The 14,015-nt window shown below is 32.5% G+C and carries 17 protein-coding genes; 7 read left to right on the top strand and 10 right to left on the bottom strand.

Annotated elements, in window-relative coordinates:
- Positions 1 to 22: 22 nt before the first annotated feature.
- Positions 23 to 676, bottom strand: coding sequence for a hypothetical protein (locus H4K33_RS01305; RefSeq protein ID WP_182646697.1), 654 nt, complete (start codon positions 674 to 676; stop codon positions 23 to 25).
- A 218-nt stretch (positions 677 to 894) separates the two neighbouring features.
- Here H4K33_RS01305 and H4K33_RS01310 point away from each other — a divergent pair, with 218 nt between their 5' ends.
- From H4K33_RS01310 to H4K33_RS01325, 4 genes are read left to right on the top strand one after another with little or no spacing between them, the layout of a single operon-like run.
- Complete coding sequence (locus tag H4K33_RS01310; protein WP_182646698.1) at positions 895 to 1,224, top strand: DUF4870 domain-containing protein; 330 nt, start codon at positions 895 to 897, stop codon at positions 1,222 to 1,224.
- A gap of 24 nt (positions 1,225 to 1,248) precedes the next feature.
- Entirely contained in the window at positions 1,249 to 1,728 is a 480-nt protein-coding gene (locus H4K33_RS01315) for a hypothetical protein (protein WP_182646699.1), read from the top strand.
- A 12-nt stretch (positions 1,729 to 1,740) separates the two neighbouring features.
- Complete coding sequence (locus tag H4K33_RS01320; RefSeq protein ID WP_255493514.1) at positions 1,741 to 2,316, top strand: hypothetical protein; 576 nt, start codon at positions 1,741 to 1,743, stop codon at positions 2,314 to 2,316.
- A 1-nt stretch (position 2,317) separates the two neighbouring features.
- Entirely contained in the window at positions 2,318 to 2,767 is a 450-nt protein-coding gene (locus tag H4K33_RS01325) for a hypothetical protein (RefSeq protein WP_182646700.1), read from the top strand.
- Positions 2,768 to 2,859: 92 nt separating this feature from the next.
- Here the strand turns inward: H4K33_RS01325 and H4K33_RS01330 are convergent, their stop codons facing one another.
- Positions 2,860 to 3,219, bottom strand: a complete 360-nt coding sequence (locus H4K33_RS01330) for a DUF6713 family protein (RefSeq protein ID WP_182646701.1) — start codon at positions 3,217 to 3,219, stop codon at positions 2,860 to 2,862.
- A 132-nt stretch (positions 3,220 to 3,351) separates the two neighbouring features.
- Positions 3,352 to 3,804 carry an META domain-containing protein gene (locus H4K33_RS01335; protein WP_255493515.1) on the bottom strand — a complete coding sequence of 151 codons (453 nt, stop codon included), beginning with the start codon at positions 3,802 to 3,804 and terminating at the stop codon, positions 3,352 to 3,354.
- A gap of 232 nt (positions 3,805 to 4,036) precedes the next feature.
- Between H4K33_RS01335 and H4K33_RS01340 the strand changes: the two genes are divergently transcribed.
- On the top strand, positions 4,037 to 4,909 hold the full coding sequence (locus H4K33_RS01340) for an AraC family transcriptional regulator (RefSeq protein ID WP_182646703.1): 873 nt from the start codon (positions 4,037 to 4,039) through the stop codon (positions 4,907 to 4,909).
- 544 nt (positions 4,910 to 5,453) lie between these two features.
- On the opposite strand, the gene H4K33_RS01345 is transcribed toward H4K33_RS01340, so the two are convergent.
- From H4K33_RS01345 to H4K33_RS01375, 7 genes are all read right to left on the bottom strand, one after another.
- Entirely contained in the window at positions 5,454 to 6,716 is a 1,263-nt protein-coding gene (locus H4K33_RS01345) for a chloride channel protein (protein WP_182646704.1), read from the bottom strand.
- Between the two features lie 404 nt (positions 6,717 to 7,120).
- Positions 7,121 to 7,756, bottom strand: coding sequence for an NAD(P)H-binding protein (locus H4K33_RS01350; protein ID WP_182646705.1), 636 nt, complete (start codon positions 7,754 to 7,756; stop codon positions 7,121 to 7,123).
- Between the two features lie 55 nt (positions 7,757 to 7,811).
- Positions 7,812 to 8,723, bottom strand: coding sequence for an alpha/beta hydrolase (locus tag H4K33_RS01355; RefSeq protein WP_182646706.1), 912 nt, complete (start codon positions 8,721 to 8,723; stop codon positions 7,812 to 7,814).
- A 33-nt stretch (positions 8,724 to 8,756) separates the two neighbouring features.
- On the bottom strand, positions 8,757 to 9,683 hold the full coding sequence (locus tag H4K33_RS01360) for an alpha/beta hydrolase (RefSeq protein WP_182646707.1): 927 nt from the start codon (positions 9,681 to 9,683) through the stop codon (positions 8,757 to 8,759).
- 266 nt (positions 9,684 to 9,949) lie between these two features.
- Positions 9,950 to 10,459, bottom strand: a complete 510-nt coding sequence (locus H4K33_RS01365) for a dihydrofolate reductase family protein (protein WP_182646708.1) — start codon at positions 10,457 to 10,459, stop codon at positions 9,950 to 9,952.
- Positions 10,460 to 10,513: 54 nt separating this feature from the next.
- The gene (locus H4K33_RS01370) at positions 10,514 to 11,431 is read right to left on the bottom strand and encodes an alpha/beta hydrolase (RefSeq protein ID WP_182646709.1); all 918 of its coding nucleotides are present in this window, start codon (positions 11,429 to 11,431) and stop codon (positions 10,514 to 10,516) included.
- Between the two features lie 155 nt (positions 11,432 to 11,586).
- Positions 11,587 to 12,435: an AraC family transcriptional regulator gene (locus tag H4K33_RS01375; protein ID WP_182646710.1), complete on the bottom strand. Its 849-nt coding sequence runs from the start codon at positions 12,433 to 12,435 to the stop codon at positions 11,587 to 11,589.
- 514 nt (positions 12,436 to 12,949) lie between these two features.
- On the opposite strand from H4K33_RS01375, the gene H4K33_RS01380 reads away from it, so the two are divergent.
- A complete protein-coding gene (locus H4K33_RS01380) occupies positions 12,950 to 13,189 on the top strand; it encodes an alpha/beta hydrolase (protein WP_182646711.1) in 240 nt (79 codons plus the stop codon).
- A gap of 198 nt (positions 13,190 to 13,387) precedes the next feature.
- Positions 13,388 to 13,963: a Crp/Fnr family transcriptional regulator gene (locus tag H4K33_RS01385; RefSeq protein ID WP_182646712.1), complete on the top strand. Its 576-nt coding sequence runs from the start codon at positions 13,388 to 13,390 to the stop codon at positions 13,961 to 13,963.
- Positions 13,964 to 14,015 lie beyond the last annotated feature (52 nt).

The raw sequence follows: 14,015 nt of genomic DNA on the forward strand, positions 1-14,015 counted from the left end.
TTTTACTTTTATCTCCTGTTTTTTAATATTGAAAAGAATAAACGACGGCCAGTGCACTATATGCATTAGCGACGATGTTCTTATTCTTTGCTTTTATAGCGTATTCTAAACTTTTATTCGCATAATTCAATGCTTGGGCTTCATCATTCCATTCTGTATATACCCCATAAAGTAAATAGTAAATTCGAGCCATTAAATCCGCTTCACTTTCTTGGCCATCAAGCTGATTTAGGGCTTTATGTAGCCATTGAATGGTCGCTTTATTGTCAAACAATATCGTATGTAACACTGCTTTTGCATAATAGGCATACGCCAATCCTATTGGATCTTTCTGTGTTTCGGCTGCTTCTAAAGCTTGATTGCTATACAATTGCGCCTGATCAAAATCTTCAATATTAGCATAAATATTGGCGAGTATCCAATTGGCTTTTACAACATCAATACTATGAGGATTTTGAGCTAAGACTAACGTTAAACAATCTTGGGCTAAGGTTATTGCCTCTTGATATTGTTCATTGATGCGATAGCGGTCAGATAATCGCAAGCCAATTGCCATTTGTTCACTAGGTTGTTTAGCTACCTGTAAACGTTGTTTCAGACTATCTTCATAGTTTGGCTGTGCGACTAGGGAAAACCCATAAAAAGCGAATAGAATAAAGTATATATATCGTTTCATTGCTACAAATGTATAAAAGCTGTCGTTGTTTTTATATGAATAGTTCTCATTTATGCATATGCTTTTTTATTTCAATACCTTGATTTATAAGCTATGACAAAAAGTTGTAGTCGTTTTGTAGTCATGTAAAAATTTCTTGTAGTTCTTATGTAGTAGATAATTTCTTTTTCAAGAGTAAAGGATAACTCACCTTTGCTTTGAATTAAAACCATAGCATTATGAATACTAAAACATTATCAATCGTTTCTTACCTTACTATCATTGGATGGTTAATTGCTTATTTTGGTGGTAAAGAAAATGCAGATGACTTATTAAAGTATCACCTGAAACAATCCTTAGGTTTATTTTTGGTGGGGCTAATCTTTAGCGTTGTCTTAGGTATTTTAATCTTTGTTCTGCCTAGTTCAATAGGGATACTATTGAGCTATATTAACTATATCTTTTGGATATTAGCAATTTTCGGAATAATCAATGCCGCTAATAGTGCTAAGAAATCAGTACCCTTAGTAGGGAAATTTTTTGAAGATAAATTCAATTTTATTGATTAACTAAGATTTCTAAATTCCTATTGAATGCAAATGAAAGACTTTAAGTACTTGCTAAAAGAGGAGAACAGTTATGCTATAAAAAAGAGAATTTCTGTTCTTCATCTTATTTTGTTCGCTTGGATTGGTATTGGACTCGCTTTGATCATCTATAGCAATTATCTTAAAACGGGACTAATTCTAACTTTTTTAGCAACTTTGTTGCTTGTTTTAGGGCGATTAAACCCTGCTAAAACGAAGCTTTTCCCCGAAACAAAGAGCCTGTCTGTTTCTACAGGTATAAGAGGAAAAAAACCTGTATTATATTCTTTTTCTTCGTGTAGATATATTGACTTACAAGTTATTAAGCTCTTTTTCGGTCTTCCAATTCACGCTACACTGTTTATGCATTGCGGCAAAGATGGAAATAGTGTACAGTACGAAATTGCTGCTTCTCTAAGTCCTAAAAAAATGAAAGCATTGAAAAGGGAATTAGAAGAGATTATTTATGCATCTACCTCCAATTAAATCCATCAATGAATGAAAAACAATTGTTTAATTTTTATCTTATTCGGTTTATTGTTCTCTATCATGTCTTGTGACTTAGGGAAAAAAAGCTATGCTGAAGAAGTTTTTGAAAAAGTAAAACTCAATAGCAATAAGATTCCCGATGGCTTTAAAATTCATTTCAAAGAAATACAAGCTCAGCTCAAAGCAGGGAGTTTGGTTCTAATTACTCCAGAAAATGAAGTGAAAAAAGTCAATGCAACAGAATATGTCAAAGGGCGTTATGTACCGATGTTTGATCAAGATATTGAAGCCATTAGAAATATCGAACCCAATGAAGAAACGCTGCTCATTTTAAAAGCAGCTTTAGATTTATTTTATTATGCTGATACTATTTACAAATTTGATTTTCCTCACATTGCTCGCATGATAGACGAGGGGAGACCCCAAGAAGAAATTGACAGGGCTATTGCGGATCTTGAAGCAAACAAAAATGAAATAGTAAAGGAGAAATATAACCGCGTTCACGATCTGATTATGCCTTATGCCGATAAACACGATGTAAAGTACAAGTTAATTGAAATGCCCAAACCCATTCGCTATAATTAAGATGAAATACTTTGTACAACAGGGAGATTGCTATGTAATGAAACCGCAATACAACTTAGCTATACTTGTTTTTTCGGGACTTTTAGGTTTTGCTTACGCAAGTTATCTCGTTGAATTTACGTTACTTGCCATTTCAATTCTTATAGTAGCGGTATTAACGCTGTGGTCGTTTATATCAAAAAAGATATACGTGGATATCAAGCGTAAATATATTTATGCAAAAATAGGATTTATACATCCAACTGCGCAAATTCCCTTAGATAAGATAGTACATTTTGAATTTCATATATTATCTCAAAACCTAATTCGAACAAATGCAGAATTGGTCTTGCGGTATAGTATTCCAGGAGGAGAAAAAACGGTCTTAATTGCCCAAGGCTTTACCAAGTCAACTATGGAGTCTATACTCAATGAATTACAAGAAATCATAGCGCTTACAAAAATACAGTAGATCCCCACAATATTGCTTATGGGCAATACAAAAGCTTATCCATTTTGGATGAGCTTTTTATTTATGGTTGCGATAGCTATTGCTATAGTTCTTTAAACCATGAGGATTAGCTGAATAAAACCTGATACGCCTGCACCTAAAATCAAAGTCCAAGAAATCCAGTCTTTAAACTCGTTGAGTTTGTGTTTTAAAAACAAGAGATGTAGCCCAATGTGCACAAGCGTAAAAATACTAAAGCCCATGATAAACGGTTGTGGATCCTCACTGTGATTCAAATACCATAATACTAAAACAAACAAGGGTAAATGAGCAAAAAGGAAGATCATATAGCCCACCTTATCACCTAAAGAAGCAAGTCCAGGAAAGATTCTCCATTCTTTACATCGAACGGCATCAATTTCGTGCATAATCATAAACGAAAGACTAAAGTAGAAAAAAAGACTATCCATCATAATGTAAATTAACGTGCTTAATAAGGAAGCAAATATAACGGTTTTCAATCTCTTCCCTTAAGAGATAACAAAAAATAGGAGGGGAAGATTACCGATCTCGAATAGACTTAATTCAAAAAAAAAGCAGAATAATTATTCTGCTTTTAGTTTTGCAATGATTTCTTGGTTTTGGTCCTCTAACAGTAGGATATCTTTTTCAATTTTAAAACTCTTTGTTTTCGCTAGTATTTCGACAAAATTTTGTTCAATTTCTAGATTTGGACAAGCCATTTGCGTTGAGGCAATTTGTTGAATGGTTAATGCATTATTATCCATTAGGTAGTTTGAATTAAAGTTATTACACCCTAAATTACCTGTAAGATTATTTTCTTTAGTAAACGATAATTTAGGAATAGCAGGGAAGTTCTTGTCTAACTCAACAGCTTGACCTTGTAACTCCTTTAAAATCCAAACAGAGGAAGTAAGATCTTTTGAGGATAATTCAGTTTCTGTTTGCTCTTGTTTTTGTTGTGCGACATTCTCTTTTTTGCTACTACACGATACCGCGATAATAGAAAAAGCCATAATTAAAGTGATTTTCTTCATTTTCTTTTTTTTAAGAAGCAATCGATACACAGTACAATTGCATTTTTAATTCTCAACAAAGTGACAACAACTACTAAAAACAAACAATGTATAAATGCGAATTTTTACTACAGATTTTACTCTAATCTATTGGATGTATTTTAACATATTTACGAGTATTTTGAATCTAATTTAATAAATAGTTGGTTTATTTTAGCCTTTTTTAATTTCTAAAGAAAATACTAGCACATACATGGATAAATTAAGTATAGAACATTTTCATCATAGAGAGACTAACAACTTATACATTAATTGCAAAAATTTAAATGAACTCATACAAGAAAGAGGAGAAACTATTTTTGAGCCTCATAAGTTGAGTTTTTATTGCATTCAGTTGTTCTCAAAAGGAAAGGGAAGATATACCGTTGATTTTAATTCTTTAGCTATCCACGAACAACAAGTATTGATTATTTCCAAAAATCAGATCGGTCAGTTTAATAAACCTATCGATTATGAATCCAACGTTTTAATATTTACAGAAGATTTTTTTTGTATCGATGAGCTTCACTTTCAGTTTTTTTATACTACAGATCTCTTTAATTTGTCTGCGCAATTAGCTGTTTTAACTGTAGAACGGCATTTTGAGGAACTGAAGCTATTATTTGATTTAATAAAGCGAGAGTTAGATAAGGCTAACTACATCAAAAAACAACAAGTCCTTAATAACTATTTATTCAACGTTTTACTACTACTAGAAGATTGTATTGATCAATCTGAATTAAAAAAACTCAATGTTTCACATGAGAGACACGTAGTCTCAAGCTTTAAAGCTTTAGTTAACAACAAATTAGACAAAAGCATAAGTATTAAAGATTACGCTGCTGAATTAAATTTGAATGTTAGAACGATTCAAAATGCCTTCAAGAAAGTTGAGAATAGAACACCTTACGATTGGATCTGTGAACGAATTATTATGGAAATTAAAAGGTGTTTACTGTATAAAAATATCACTATTAATGAAATTTCTATTTTTCTAGGTTTCAAAGAGCCTAATCACTTAACTGTTTTTTTTAAGAAACAAACGGGCATGACTCCCGTGTATTTTAAGAACAACTTCAAACATTAACCTTATTTATTGAAGATATGTAAATTTTGTTCGCAAATGTATAATAGTTGTTTCTATTCAATTGAATAATTTTGATGTTTAACCTTATGTACTATTTAGTAAATAACAAATCATACACAATAATACAACAAGAAAGTCACTTTGTTATAAATAGAAACGTGGGGACGAAGATTGTTAAATGATTAATACTATATTTTTAATAATTTACTAGGTATAACTTAATGCTTTTTTCAAAGCAAGTGACTTTTTAAAATAGCGAAACAACAAACAACAAATCTATTTTCAAAGTTATCCAACCTGTAGGATATCAAACAAAACAGTGTTAAGCCCTTAAGAGCATCTTTATTTAAAAATAAGGATGCTTTTTTATTAAGGGAGGTATATCAACATTTTTTAATGATTGATCTTTAAAGTTCTAGGAAGTTGTTGCATTAAATGAACTCTTTATAGACAACTTCTACATAACTTGGAAAATATAGTCACCAGTAGGTCAACTTTAAAACAACATCAATCACTTCGTTGTATGCGTTTAAAACAGGTGTAATTAGTTTTTAGTTAAATAAAAATCATACGTGTAAACGTTATAAGGTAAGATTTGTTTTGAAAAATAATTCGCTGTAAAGCTACCTACTAATAAGGGAATAAATAGTTGATAACCATTAGGAACTAAGTTACAAACTAAAATTAAAGCTGTTAAAGGTGCATAGATTGATGCAGATAAGGTTGCTGCAGCTCCAACCAATGCAAAATTTAAGGGAATAAGTTGTAAATCAAATTGAGCATTACAAATCTGTGCGAATAAAAGTCCTAAAAACGCTCCTGCTACAATACTTGGTGCAAATACACCGCCATCACCTCCAGCACCAAGAGTTAAAGATGCGGCCAAGGGTTTTAGTAATATTAGGATAGCTAAAGTATAGAATGTTATAGCTTGTGGATGGTATAAAATTTCTTTTAATCCATGGTAACTATCACCATACAAAGCAGGAAATATAAATATAAAAAGTCCCACAGAAATCGCACCAAGATTTACGCGTAAAAAATTATTATTTATGTTTCCAAATATTTTTTTCATACGAGTGGTTAATAAAGTGAAGTACACAGAAAGCAAACCACTCAATAACCCTAATATTAAAAATAGAGGTAGAGCATAACCATGCCATCCTTCGACAGGAAATGAAAGTAATGGTTTATAATCTAGGAGTAAAATAAACAGCCAAGCCAACAAAGCAGCTGTACCACAACTTAAAAACAAAGACTTACTTTTTTTTCTTGCTATAACTTCTATAGCAAATAGAAAACCTGCTAAAGGGCTTGCAAATAATAAGGCAACAGCAGCAGTAACACCAGAACAAATTAGTTCTTTTTTAAAAATATTAGCAGAAAAATGTTTGTTGTGTATCATATTTCCAACAGTAGCAGTAGCCACCACTGATGAAACTTCTATTCCAGTTGAACCACCTGAAGATACAGTTAAAAAACCATTGATTAAATGAGATGGAATTTTAAATGCAGGTAAGTGATCTTTTCGTTGATCTAGCGTTTTATAAATCTCTGTAATCCCTTTATTTTTACGCCCCTTAAAAAGTAGTTTCCTTAAAAAATAAATAGCTGTAATACCTATTGTAGGTAAAAAAACAAGAAATATTTTTTGCGTGCTTGATACAGTTTCAAAAATAAAATCTTCAACATGTTCCGTTGCTTGTTGTGTAATAAAAACTAGAATCAAACTGCAAAAACTAACAAGTGCAGAGGCTACTATTAATTTGAAGTAATTGTGATAAGTGATTTGCTTTCTAAGGTTCATCGTTTAATTCTTATGAGGTACTTTTAGCTATGATTTCTTTTAATATTGAGAGATATTGCCTACAAAAATAAAAAATAGAAAGTATATATAGCCTTGCGAAATAGTTTTTTAATCTAATTATTACAGACATTACATTTACTAGGCACGATAGCCAATTAATCTTTGTACAACGTTGAAAGAGGTTATTTTAGCATCTATTTTTTTAAGTTATTCGAGTAAACAACCAGTGTAATGATATTTATTAAAATATAAAAACCTATAAATTTACTAATTTATAGGTTTTCTTTTCTTTAAAGACTTTTTAAAACAGCGGCTAAATGAATATTAATAATTTAAATGAGCGATATAAGAGTGCATGAATCAATAAAAACATTTTTTGGGTGTCCTGTTTTTATTGAAAATAATTAATAGAATGATGGTTTATCTCCATAAACACCTGGTTTGTTTACGCCTACGCTTGCCTTTATATCTTGAATAGGGTTTTCGATAACATTTGTAATATATGCAGCTACTGCTTTTCTGGCTACTTCAGTTCCAATAAAAGGTTCACCTTTTTGAGTAGTTTCATAATCAGTTTCATCGTAATCAGTCAACCAAGATGGACGCACAATCGTATAATCTAAATTTGATTTTTCTATAAAATCAGCTGCTTTACTATAAGGTATTAGTTCAGAAGCGATCATTCTTTCATTCCACTGTCCAAACTTACCTGCTACTTCTTTGTAAATACCTAAAGAAGTGACAAATATTAATCTTTTTACATTGTTAGTCTGCATTGTTTCAACAATAGCTTGTGCCATTTTATCTACAGCTCCAGAGAGATTGGCATAGACAATATCTTGTCCTTTAATGGCCTTAAGTAAATCGTTTTGGTTTAATACATCACCTTCAATAATTGTAGCTGAGCCTTGAAGTTGATTTAGTGGAGTTATGTCTCTTGCGAATAATGTTAACTCGATACTCTTATTTTGGCTCAAAAATTCTATAGTGTGTTGTGCAATAGCTCCATTTGCACCTAATATTAATACTTTTGTATTCATTTTTTATTTGTTTAGAAAGCTATCGTTACTGTGTATAGCAACGATAGCCTGTTTATTAAAGATTTTCTTTGAAAAAAGGAATTAATTTATCTAATGCCAGACCAACAGGTTCAGGTTTGTCATACAGGTCGTAATGTGACCATCCTTCAATGACAACTAGTTCTTTTTTCTTGGAAGCAGCACGACGAACGATTTCAAAACCGTCTCTGTATGCTCCAAAACCACCAGGAATACCACCTACAATTACTAATAAGGGTTGAGTTAATAACTTTTCAGCCAGATTGTATGCATCCCAAGTGATTGCAGTTGCATTGTGTGAAAATAAAGTTTTGTTTACACCATTTTTACTTTCACCACGTGAAGTACGGTAGTATTTTGTAGCTTCTAAAAGGTCAATGTTAGCCTTGTCAGCCTCAGCTGCTTCAACAGTTGGATACAACCCTTGGTCAACTCGTAAAGCAGCACCTCTTGCCTCAGCAGTTCTTTGCTCAGCAATAGCTTCCAGGTTAGCAATTGGGTCACCAAACTCACGCATTACACGTCCATAATTGGCTCCTGTAAGTGTCGCAACAGCTTTGATACGACGTTCTTTCATCGTTGCATTGATAGAATAGCCACCAGCACCACAAATACCTAGTACTCCGATACGTTTTTCATCAACAAATGGAAGTGTTACTAGGTAATCACATGCATAACTGTAATCTTCTACACGGAATGAAGGATCTTCTAGAAATCTTGGTTCACCACCGCTTTCACCTTGAAAAGATGCATCAGGAACGAGTACTACAAATCCTGCATCAGCTAGGGCTTGTCCATATACATTGCCTGAAGTCTGTTCTTTGCAACTTCCAATAGGGTGGGTGCTGATAATAACTGGATATTTTTTGTTTTCATCAAAACCTGCAGGGAAAATCAAATCTGCTGCTATATCCCAATAAAGGGCTTTAAATTTTACTGACTTTTTCATTTTTTTATATTGTTATAAGGTTTGAGTGTTTTGTTAATTGTTTTTGAGTACCGTTTCAAAAAATGAAGAGATTTTATCAATAGCTTGATCTACATATACAGATATATCGTATAAATCAAAATGATTGGCTCCATCTACTATAAATAGTTCTTTTGTTTTACTAGCTGCATTTTCATAGAGAAAATCGCTATTCCATTTTGAAAGTGCATTGCTACCTACTACCACAAGTAAAGGCTGTGTAAGCAAGGTATCTATGCGATCAAATGCATGAAAAGCTATCAGTGCAGGTAAGTCCGTTAAAAGGTATTCACCTGTAGCGTTAGGGTGTTGTGCTCTTGGTGTTCTGTAATAATCATATCCATCTGTTGCTTCTTTACCCCAAGCTTCGTTTCTTTCGCCAACCCAGTTTAAATATACAGGAGTTGCTCCATTGGCTTCTGCAGTTCTTTGATTGTTTGCAGAAGTTAATGTTTCTAAAAGATTAACGGTTCCACCTTGTCCATTCCAACCTTTATGATACATTTCGCCAATATCAACACCACTTACCGTTGCCAAAGCCTTAATACGATGATCTTGTTTTGTAGCTGCCACAAAGTAACCACCACTGGCACAAATACCGATACCAACTATTTTGTTGTCATCTATATAAGGCAGGGTTGTTAAATAATCAACAGCAGCTCTGACATCTGCTACTCTGAAATTGGGGTTTTCCTGACAGCGTGGTGTGCCTTCACTATCACCTTGATAAGAAGCATCAAAGGCAAGAGTTACAAATCCTTTTAAGGACATTTTTTTTGCATAAATTCCAGCAGTTTGTTCTTTTACACCACCAGCAGGATGTCCTACTACAATAGCTGGGTATTTTTGATTTTTACTAAACCCTTCGGGGAAATTAATAATAGCAGACATCGTAATGTTAGTATTATAACTGTTTTTGAAATTGACTTTTTGCTGTGACATAATATTGAATATTTATGTTATTATCTTTTTACAGTACAAAATTAAGCTAGACAAAAGAGTGGAAACGAAAACGTATAACTCTAAAAATGAAACATTTTACGGATTTAAAGGGGGCATAAAAAAAGCAATCTTAAAGATTGCTTGTAAAATCAAACCAAATAATGAAGTTGGTTATTGATTGCGATTTAATGCTTTATTAAATATAGACGCTGTAATACATTGGCTGGCATCTTTTTTATATTTGATCTCTCTTTTCACTATGTGAACTATTTCCTTGTATAATGAACTTGCAAGATTTCTGATGTTAGCATTTTTTTCTCTTTCACAGAAAACACTGTGCTGAGATTTTCAGATTCGCCCAATATACCACCATTACCAACTAGTATGGGAATATAGTTAAAGATCAAATCTGTTACTAATTCTTGATCTAAAAAAAGATTATAAACTGCTGTACCACCTCCAACAAGAATTTCCTTAAAACCTTTATCTTTTAAATATTTCATTGCTTTCGCTGCAGAGTTTACAACTTTAAGATCATTGATAGAAGGGATTGATTCTGAAACCATAACTACTTCTGCATTAGGAAACACTTTTTTAGTGCTACCTGGTATTCTTTCTAAAACATCATACGTTTTTCTTCCAATAATAATATTTCCTATTTGGTTTGCATATTGGATAAAGAATAATAATGCCTCTCTTGGTTCATGATAATTTGTGTTATTCGTTAGCAACACCTTTCCATTAGCTGATATATTTGCTATTAATGTTACTTTCATCTTTTCTGTTTTTTTATACAATATTGATTCCCTTTATAAGCATTAAGTTATTGATTAAAGCTTGTCTTTAAAGAAGGAAGTTAACTGATTCACAGCTTCATTTACATAATTTTCAACGTCATATAAAGACATGTGGTTTGCACCTTCAATGATATACTTTCTTTTATCAGTAGTTGCTACGATGTTTAGTAAATCATCACTCATCCATGCACTTCCAGCTACGCTTCCTACAATAGCCAATAATGGTTGTGTAAAGAATGCTTCTGCTTTGTTATACGCATCATAAGAGATAATTTGAGTTAAGCTTCTAGCAGTGGCAAAACCTGGTGCTGTTGGATACTGGCAACGCTCAGTATGGTAGTATTCCCATGCTTCTCTTAGTTCTTCGTTAGGTGCATCTTCTTCTTTCATTGGAGCTAATGGGATAGTTTGGATTCCTTCTTTTATATCAGCAGTTCTTGCAGTAGATCCTGCGATTAAATAAGGAAGTGCATCTGTATCCTTCACATTATTTTCCCATCCGTTACGGAACATAGATCCGATATTTACTGCGCTTACCATGCCTACAGCTTTAATACGGTGATCGTTTATGGCAGCATTGGCAGTATAACCAGCTCCAGCACAAATTCCCATTGCTCCAATGTTTTCTGTATCTACATATGGAAGTGTAGTTAAATAATCAATCACTGCACTTACATCCTCTGTTCTGATGTAAGGATTCTCTAATTGACGAGGTTCGCCTGTACTTTCGCCCTGATAGGACGCATCGTAAGCGATGGTCAAAAATCCTTGATCAGCTAATTTCTTAGCATACAAACCAGCAGTTTGTTCTTTTACACCACCCCCTGGGTGTGAAACTACAATAACAGGATATTTTTTGTTTTCACTAAATCCTTCTGGGAAATTAATAATACCAGACATTGTGATATTGTCGTTATTACTGTTTTTGAAATTGACTTTTTGCTGTGACATAATATTTTGTTTATACCACAAATTACGTCAGAAAGAAAGGAGCAAACGAAAACATATTACGCCAAAAACTGAAACATTTTACAGATTTAAAGCGTATTCAAAAAACAACAACCTTAGAGATTGCTTATGAAAATTATATACTGAGGAAAATATGTTTATTGATTTCTGAATAACTTAGGAGAGATTCCTGTTTTCTGACGAAAGAATTTTGTGAAGTAAGTAGGGTAGTCAAAGCCTAAACTATATGCAATTTCACTCACAGAAAGTTTTGTATGTCTCAATTTATTTTTGGCAATTTGAATAATTCCTTCATGGATATGATCTAGGGGAGAAGTACCTGTGAAATGTTTAATTAGATCACCAAAGTAATTTGTAGATAAGTTTGCCTTTTTTGCAAAATACAGCACAGATGGAAGTTCGTTAATACCTTTAGGATTATTCAAAACCGCATCTAATTGTTCATAAAAATCAGCAACCACTTTATTATATACTTTGCTTCTAGCTTCAAACTGACGTTCATAATAGATTTGGGTATAGGAAAGAATAAGAGTTGTATAGGAAATTAATACTTCTTTAGAATAGTTTTCTTTTTGATACTCTTTATAGGATTTGGAAAACAAATCATATAAAGTATCTTTCTCCTCTGGAGTCAAGAATAAAGCTTCATGCCTATCATAGTTAGCAAAAGAGACATCCTTAATAGTTTTGCTTAAAAGCTTTTGATTTACAAAGATTGCATATCCAGAAAAGGGATGTTTTAAATCCCATTCTATTGTATTTCCAGGTTTATCAAGGAAAAGATAAGAATCTGACATACTTTCAATAGGTGATTGTACTTCGATCTGATCTTTTAAGGCCAATAAATAAAAGTCGATTTGAGTAGGAGGTGACTTTAATAAAATATCCGAATGTTCATTGTAGTGAATGATTTGTATTATATCACTATCCGAACCTTTTATATTGAGATACTTTAAAAAAGAGGGGATGTTGTATATTTTATCCATTTATCGCTATGATCTATTTTGTAAGAAGGTACAAAATTATACTATACTTAGTTTAACTCCTGAAATTTTTAACCTTAAAAATGAAACATTTTACGGTATACAATTTGAATTATAGAAAAACTAGCGCAATGATTCACCTTTAGGACGATATGTGACGTCTTGAATAATGTAGTTGTATTTCGAGCCCATATAAATATATGAAAGTATAATTAAACTATTCACGTACATCTAACTACTATTTAAACGGACAACAAAGATCTGTTAAAATAAACACAATGATGATAATTATTAAGTTCCATTTAATTAAGTTTATTTCCCTAAAGAGTGAAATAAATATAAAACCTAAAGAATAATTAACGATGAAGATACAATATCTCGAAGCTTTTCTTTTACTAGTGCCCCTTTGTTTCGGCCAAAATGCAAAGACAACACATATACATCTAGGCGATTTGATCGTTTTCGCTATGCTACGTTTCCTAGCTATAGAAGCTTAATAAAAAAGGATTTTGAAAAAATGTATGCCGCTATTGATGTTCCTGTGCTTTATATCATTGGTACCAATGACCTAATTGTTGAAGCAAAAGCAGAGGTTGAAAAACTAAATTCTTTGGGAAATAAAAACACAACTATCAAAGTTATGGATGGATTGGACCATTTCTTAACCACAGAAACAGAACTTATACAGAGTAAGGAGATCTATCATATTGATTCAAGCGCAAGTGATGCCATCATCCAATGGATTAAAGCGATTTAAAACTATTTGTTCCTCTTTCATTGTTGCACGTCATGATTGTTTGTGACTGCATTGGATGAACGATGCTTGTGTATTGTATATGTTTTTGTCATTTCACAGTGCATAATCAATGAAATAAAAATAAGAAATTATCATGAATATAAATATAGTATTGGTATTTTAGATTGATAAAGAATTGTTTTTTATATCTGCCAATTTATGATTTCTAAACTTATTGATTACATTCAGTTATATACACCTTTGACATTGAAAGAGCAAGCTTTCTTAAAGGAGGTTGTTGAGCTTCATTCTTTTACTAAACACGGAATTATTTTTCAGGAAGGGGATATTTCAGATGCTATTTATTTCGTATTAAAAGGCTGTGTCCGTTTGTTTTATACTGTTGAAGGGGTTGATAAAACAGCTTTTTTTTATACAGAAGGACAGTTTATCTGCGTGGGAGATAGTTATACGTTTAATAGGCCTGCGCAAGAAAATTATGAAGCATTAGAGCCCACTATTTTAGCTGTTTTTTCAAAAAAGTCAATTGAACAGCTTTTAAAGCAATCTATCACTTTTGAACAAATAGCTCGTATTGCGGTGGAAAATGAACTATTAACGGCTCAACGTTTGATAGCATCTTTTGTTACAAAGTCTGCAGAGCAAAGATATGTTGATTTGCTTGCTAATCAAGGCGATTTGTTTCTTCGTGTGCCTCAACACTATATTGCAACGTATTTAGGTGTTTCTCCTGAAACGTTAAGTAGAATCAAACAACGTATAGTTAAAGGGTAATTTCTTGACGATTGTCAAGGGTTTTAGTCTGGTATATCCTATAGTTTTGTTG

The organism is Myroides sp. WP-1 (assembly GCF_014145635.1).
GTDB lineage: Bacteria > Bacteroidota > Bacteroidia > Flavobacteriales > Flavobacteriaceae > Flavobacterium.

Bases quoted from the DNA above. Each gene is read 5' to 3' on its own strand.
- H4K33_RS01330 (WP_182646701.1), bottom strand. From the start codon at position 3,219: ATGATGGATAGTCTTTTTTTCTACTTTAGTCTTTCGTTTATGATTATG.
- H4K33_RS01320 (WP_255493514.1), top strand. From the start codon at position 1,741: ATGAAAAACAATTGTTTAATTTTTATCTTATTCGGTTTATTGTTCTCT.
- H4K33_RS01345 (WP_182646704.1), bottom strand. From the start codon at position 6,716: ATGAACCTTAGAAAGCAAATCACTTATCACAATTACTTCAAATTAATA.
- H4K33_RS01355 (WP_182646706.1), bottom strand. From the start codon at position 8,723: ATGAAAAAGTCAGTAAAATTTAAAGCCCTTTATTGGGATATAGCAGCA.
- H4K33_RS01365 (WP_182646708.1), bottom strand. From the start codon at position 10,459: ATGAAAGTAACATTAATAGCAAATATATCAGCTAATGGAAAGGTGTTG.
- H4K33_RS01360 (WP_182646707.1), bottom strand. From the start codon at position 9,683: ATGTCACAGCAAAAAGTCAATTTCAAAAACAGTTATAATACTAACATT.
- H4K33_RS01380 (WP_182646711.1), top strand. From the start codon at position 12,950: ATGTATGCCGCTATTGATGTTCCTGTGCTTTATATCATTGGTACCAAT.
- H4K33_RS01305 (WP_182646697.1), bottom strand. From the start codon at position 676: ATGAAACGATATATATACTTTATTCTATTCGCTTTTTATGGGTTTTCC.
- H4K33_RS01340 (WP_182646703.1), top strand. From the start codon at position 4,037: ATGGATAAATTAAGTATAGAACATTTTCATCATAGAGAGACTAACAAC.
- H4K33_RS01385 (WP_182646712.1), top strand. From the start codon at position 13,388: ATGATTTCTAAACTTATTGATTACATTCAGTTATATACACCTTTGACA.
- H4K33_RS01370 (WP_182646709.1), bottom strand. From the start codon at position 11,431: ATGTCACAGCAAAAAGTCAATTTCAAAAACAGTAATAACGACAATATC.
- H4K33_RS01310 (WP_182646698.1), top strand. From the start codon at position 895: ATGAATACTAAAACATTATCAATCGTTTCTTACCTTACTATCATTGGA.
- H4K33_RS01375 (WP_182646710.1), bottom strand. From the start codon at position 12,435: ATGGATAAAATATACAACATCCCCTCTTTTTTAAAGTATCTCAATATA.
- H4K33_RS01315 (WP_182646699.1), top strand. From the start codon at position 1,249: ATGCAAATGAAAGACTTTAAGTACTTGCTAAAAGAGGAGAACAGTTAT.
- H4K33_RS01350 (WP_182646705.1), bottom strand. From the start codon at position 7,756: ATGAATACAAAAGTATTAATATTAGGTGCAAATGGAGCTATTGCACAA.
- H4K33_RS01335 (WP_255493515.1), bottom strand. From the start codon at position 3,804: ATGAAGAAAATCACTTTAATTATGGCTTTTTCTATTATCGCGGTATCG.
- H4K33_RS01325 (WP_182646700.1), top strand. From the start codon at position 2,318: ATGAAATACTTTGTACAACAGGGAGATTGCTATGTAATGAAACCGCAA.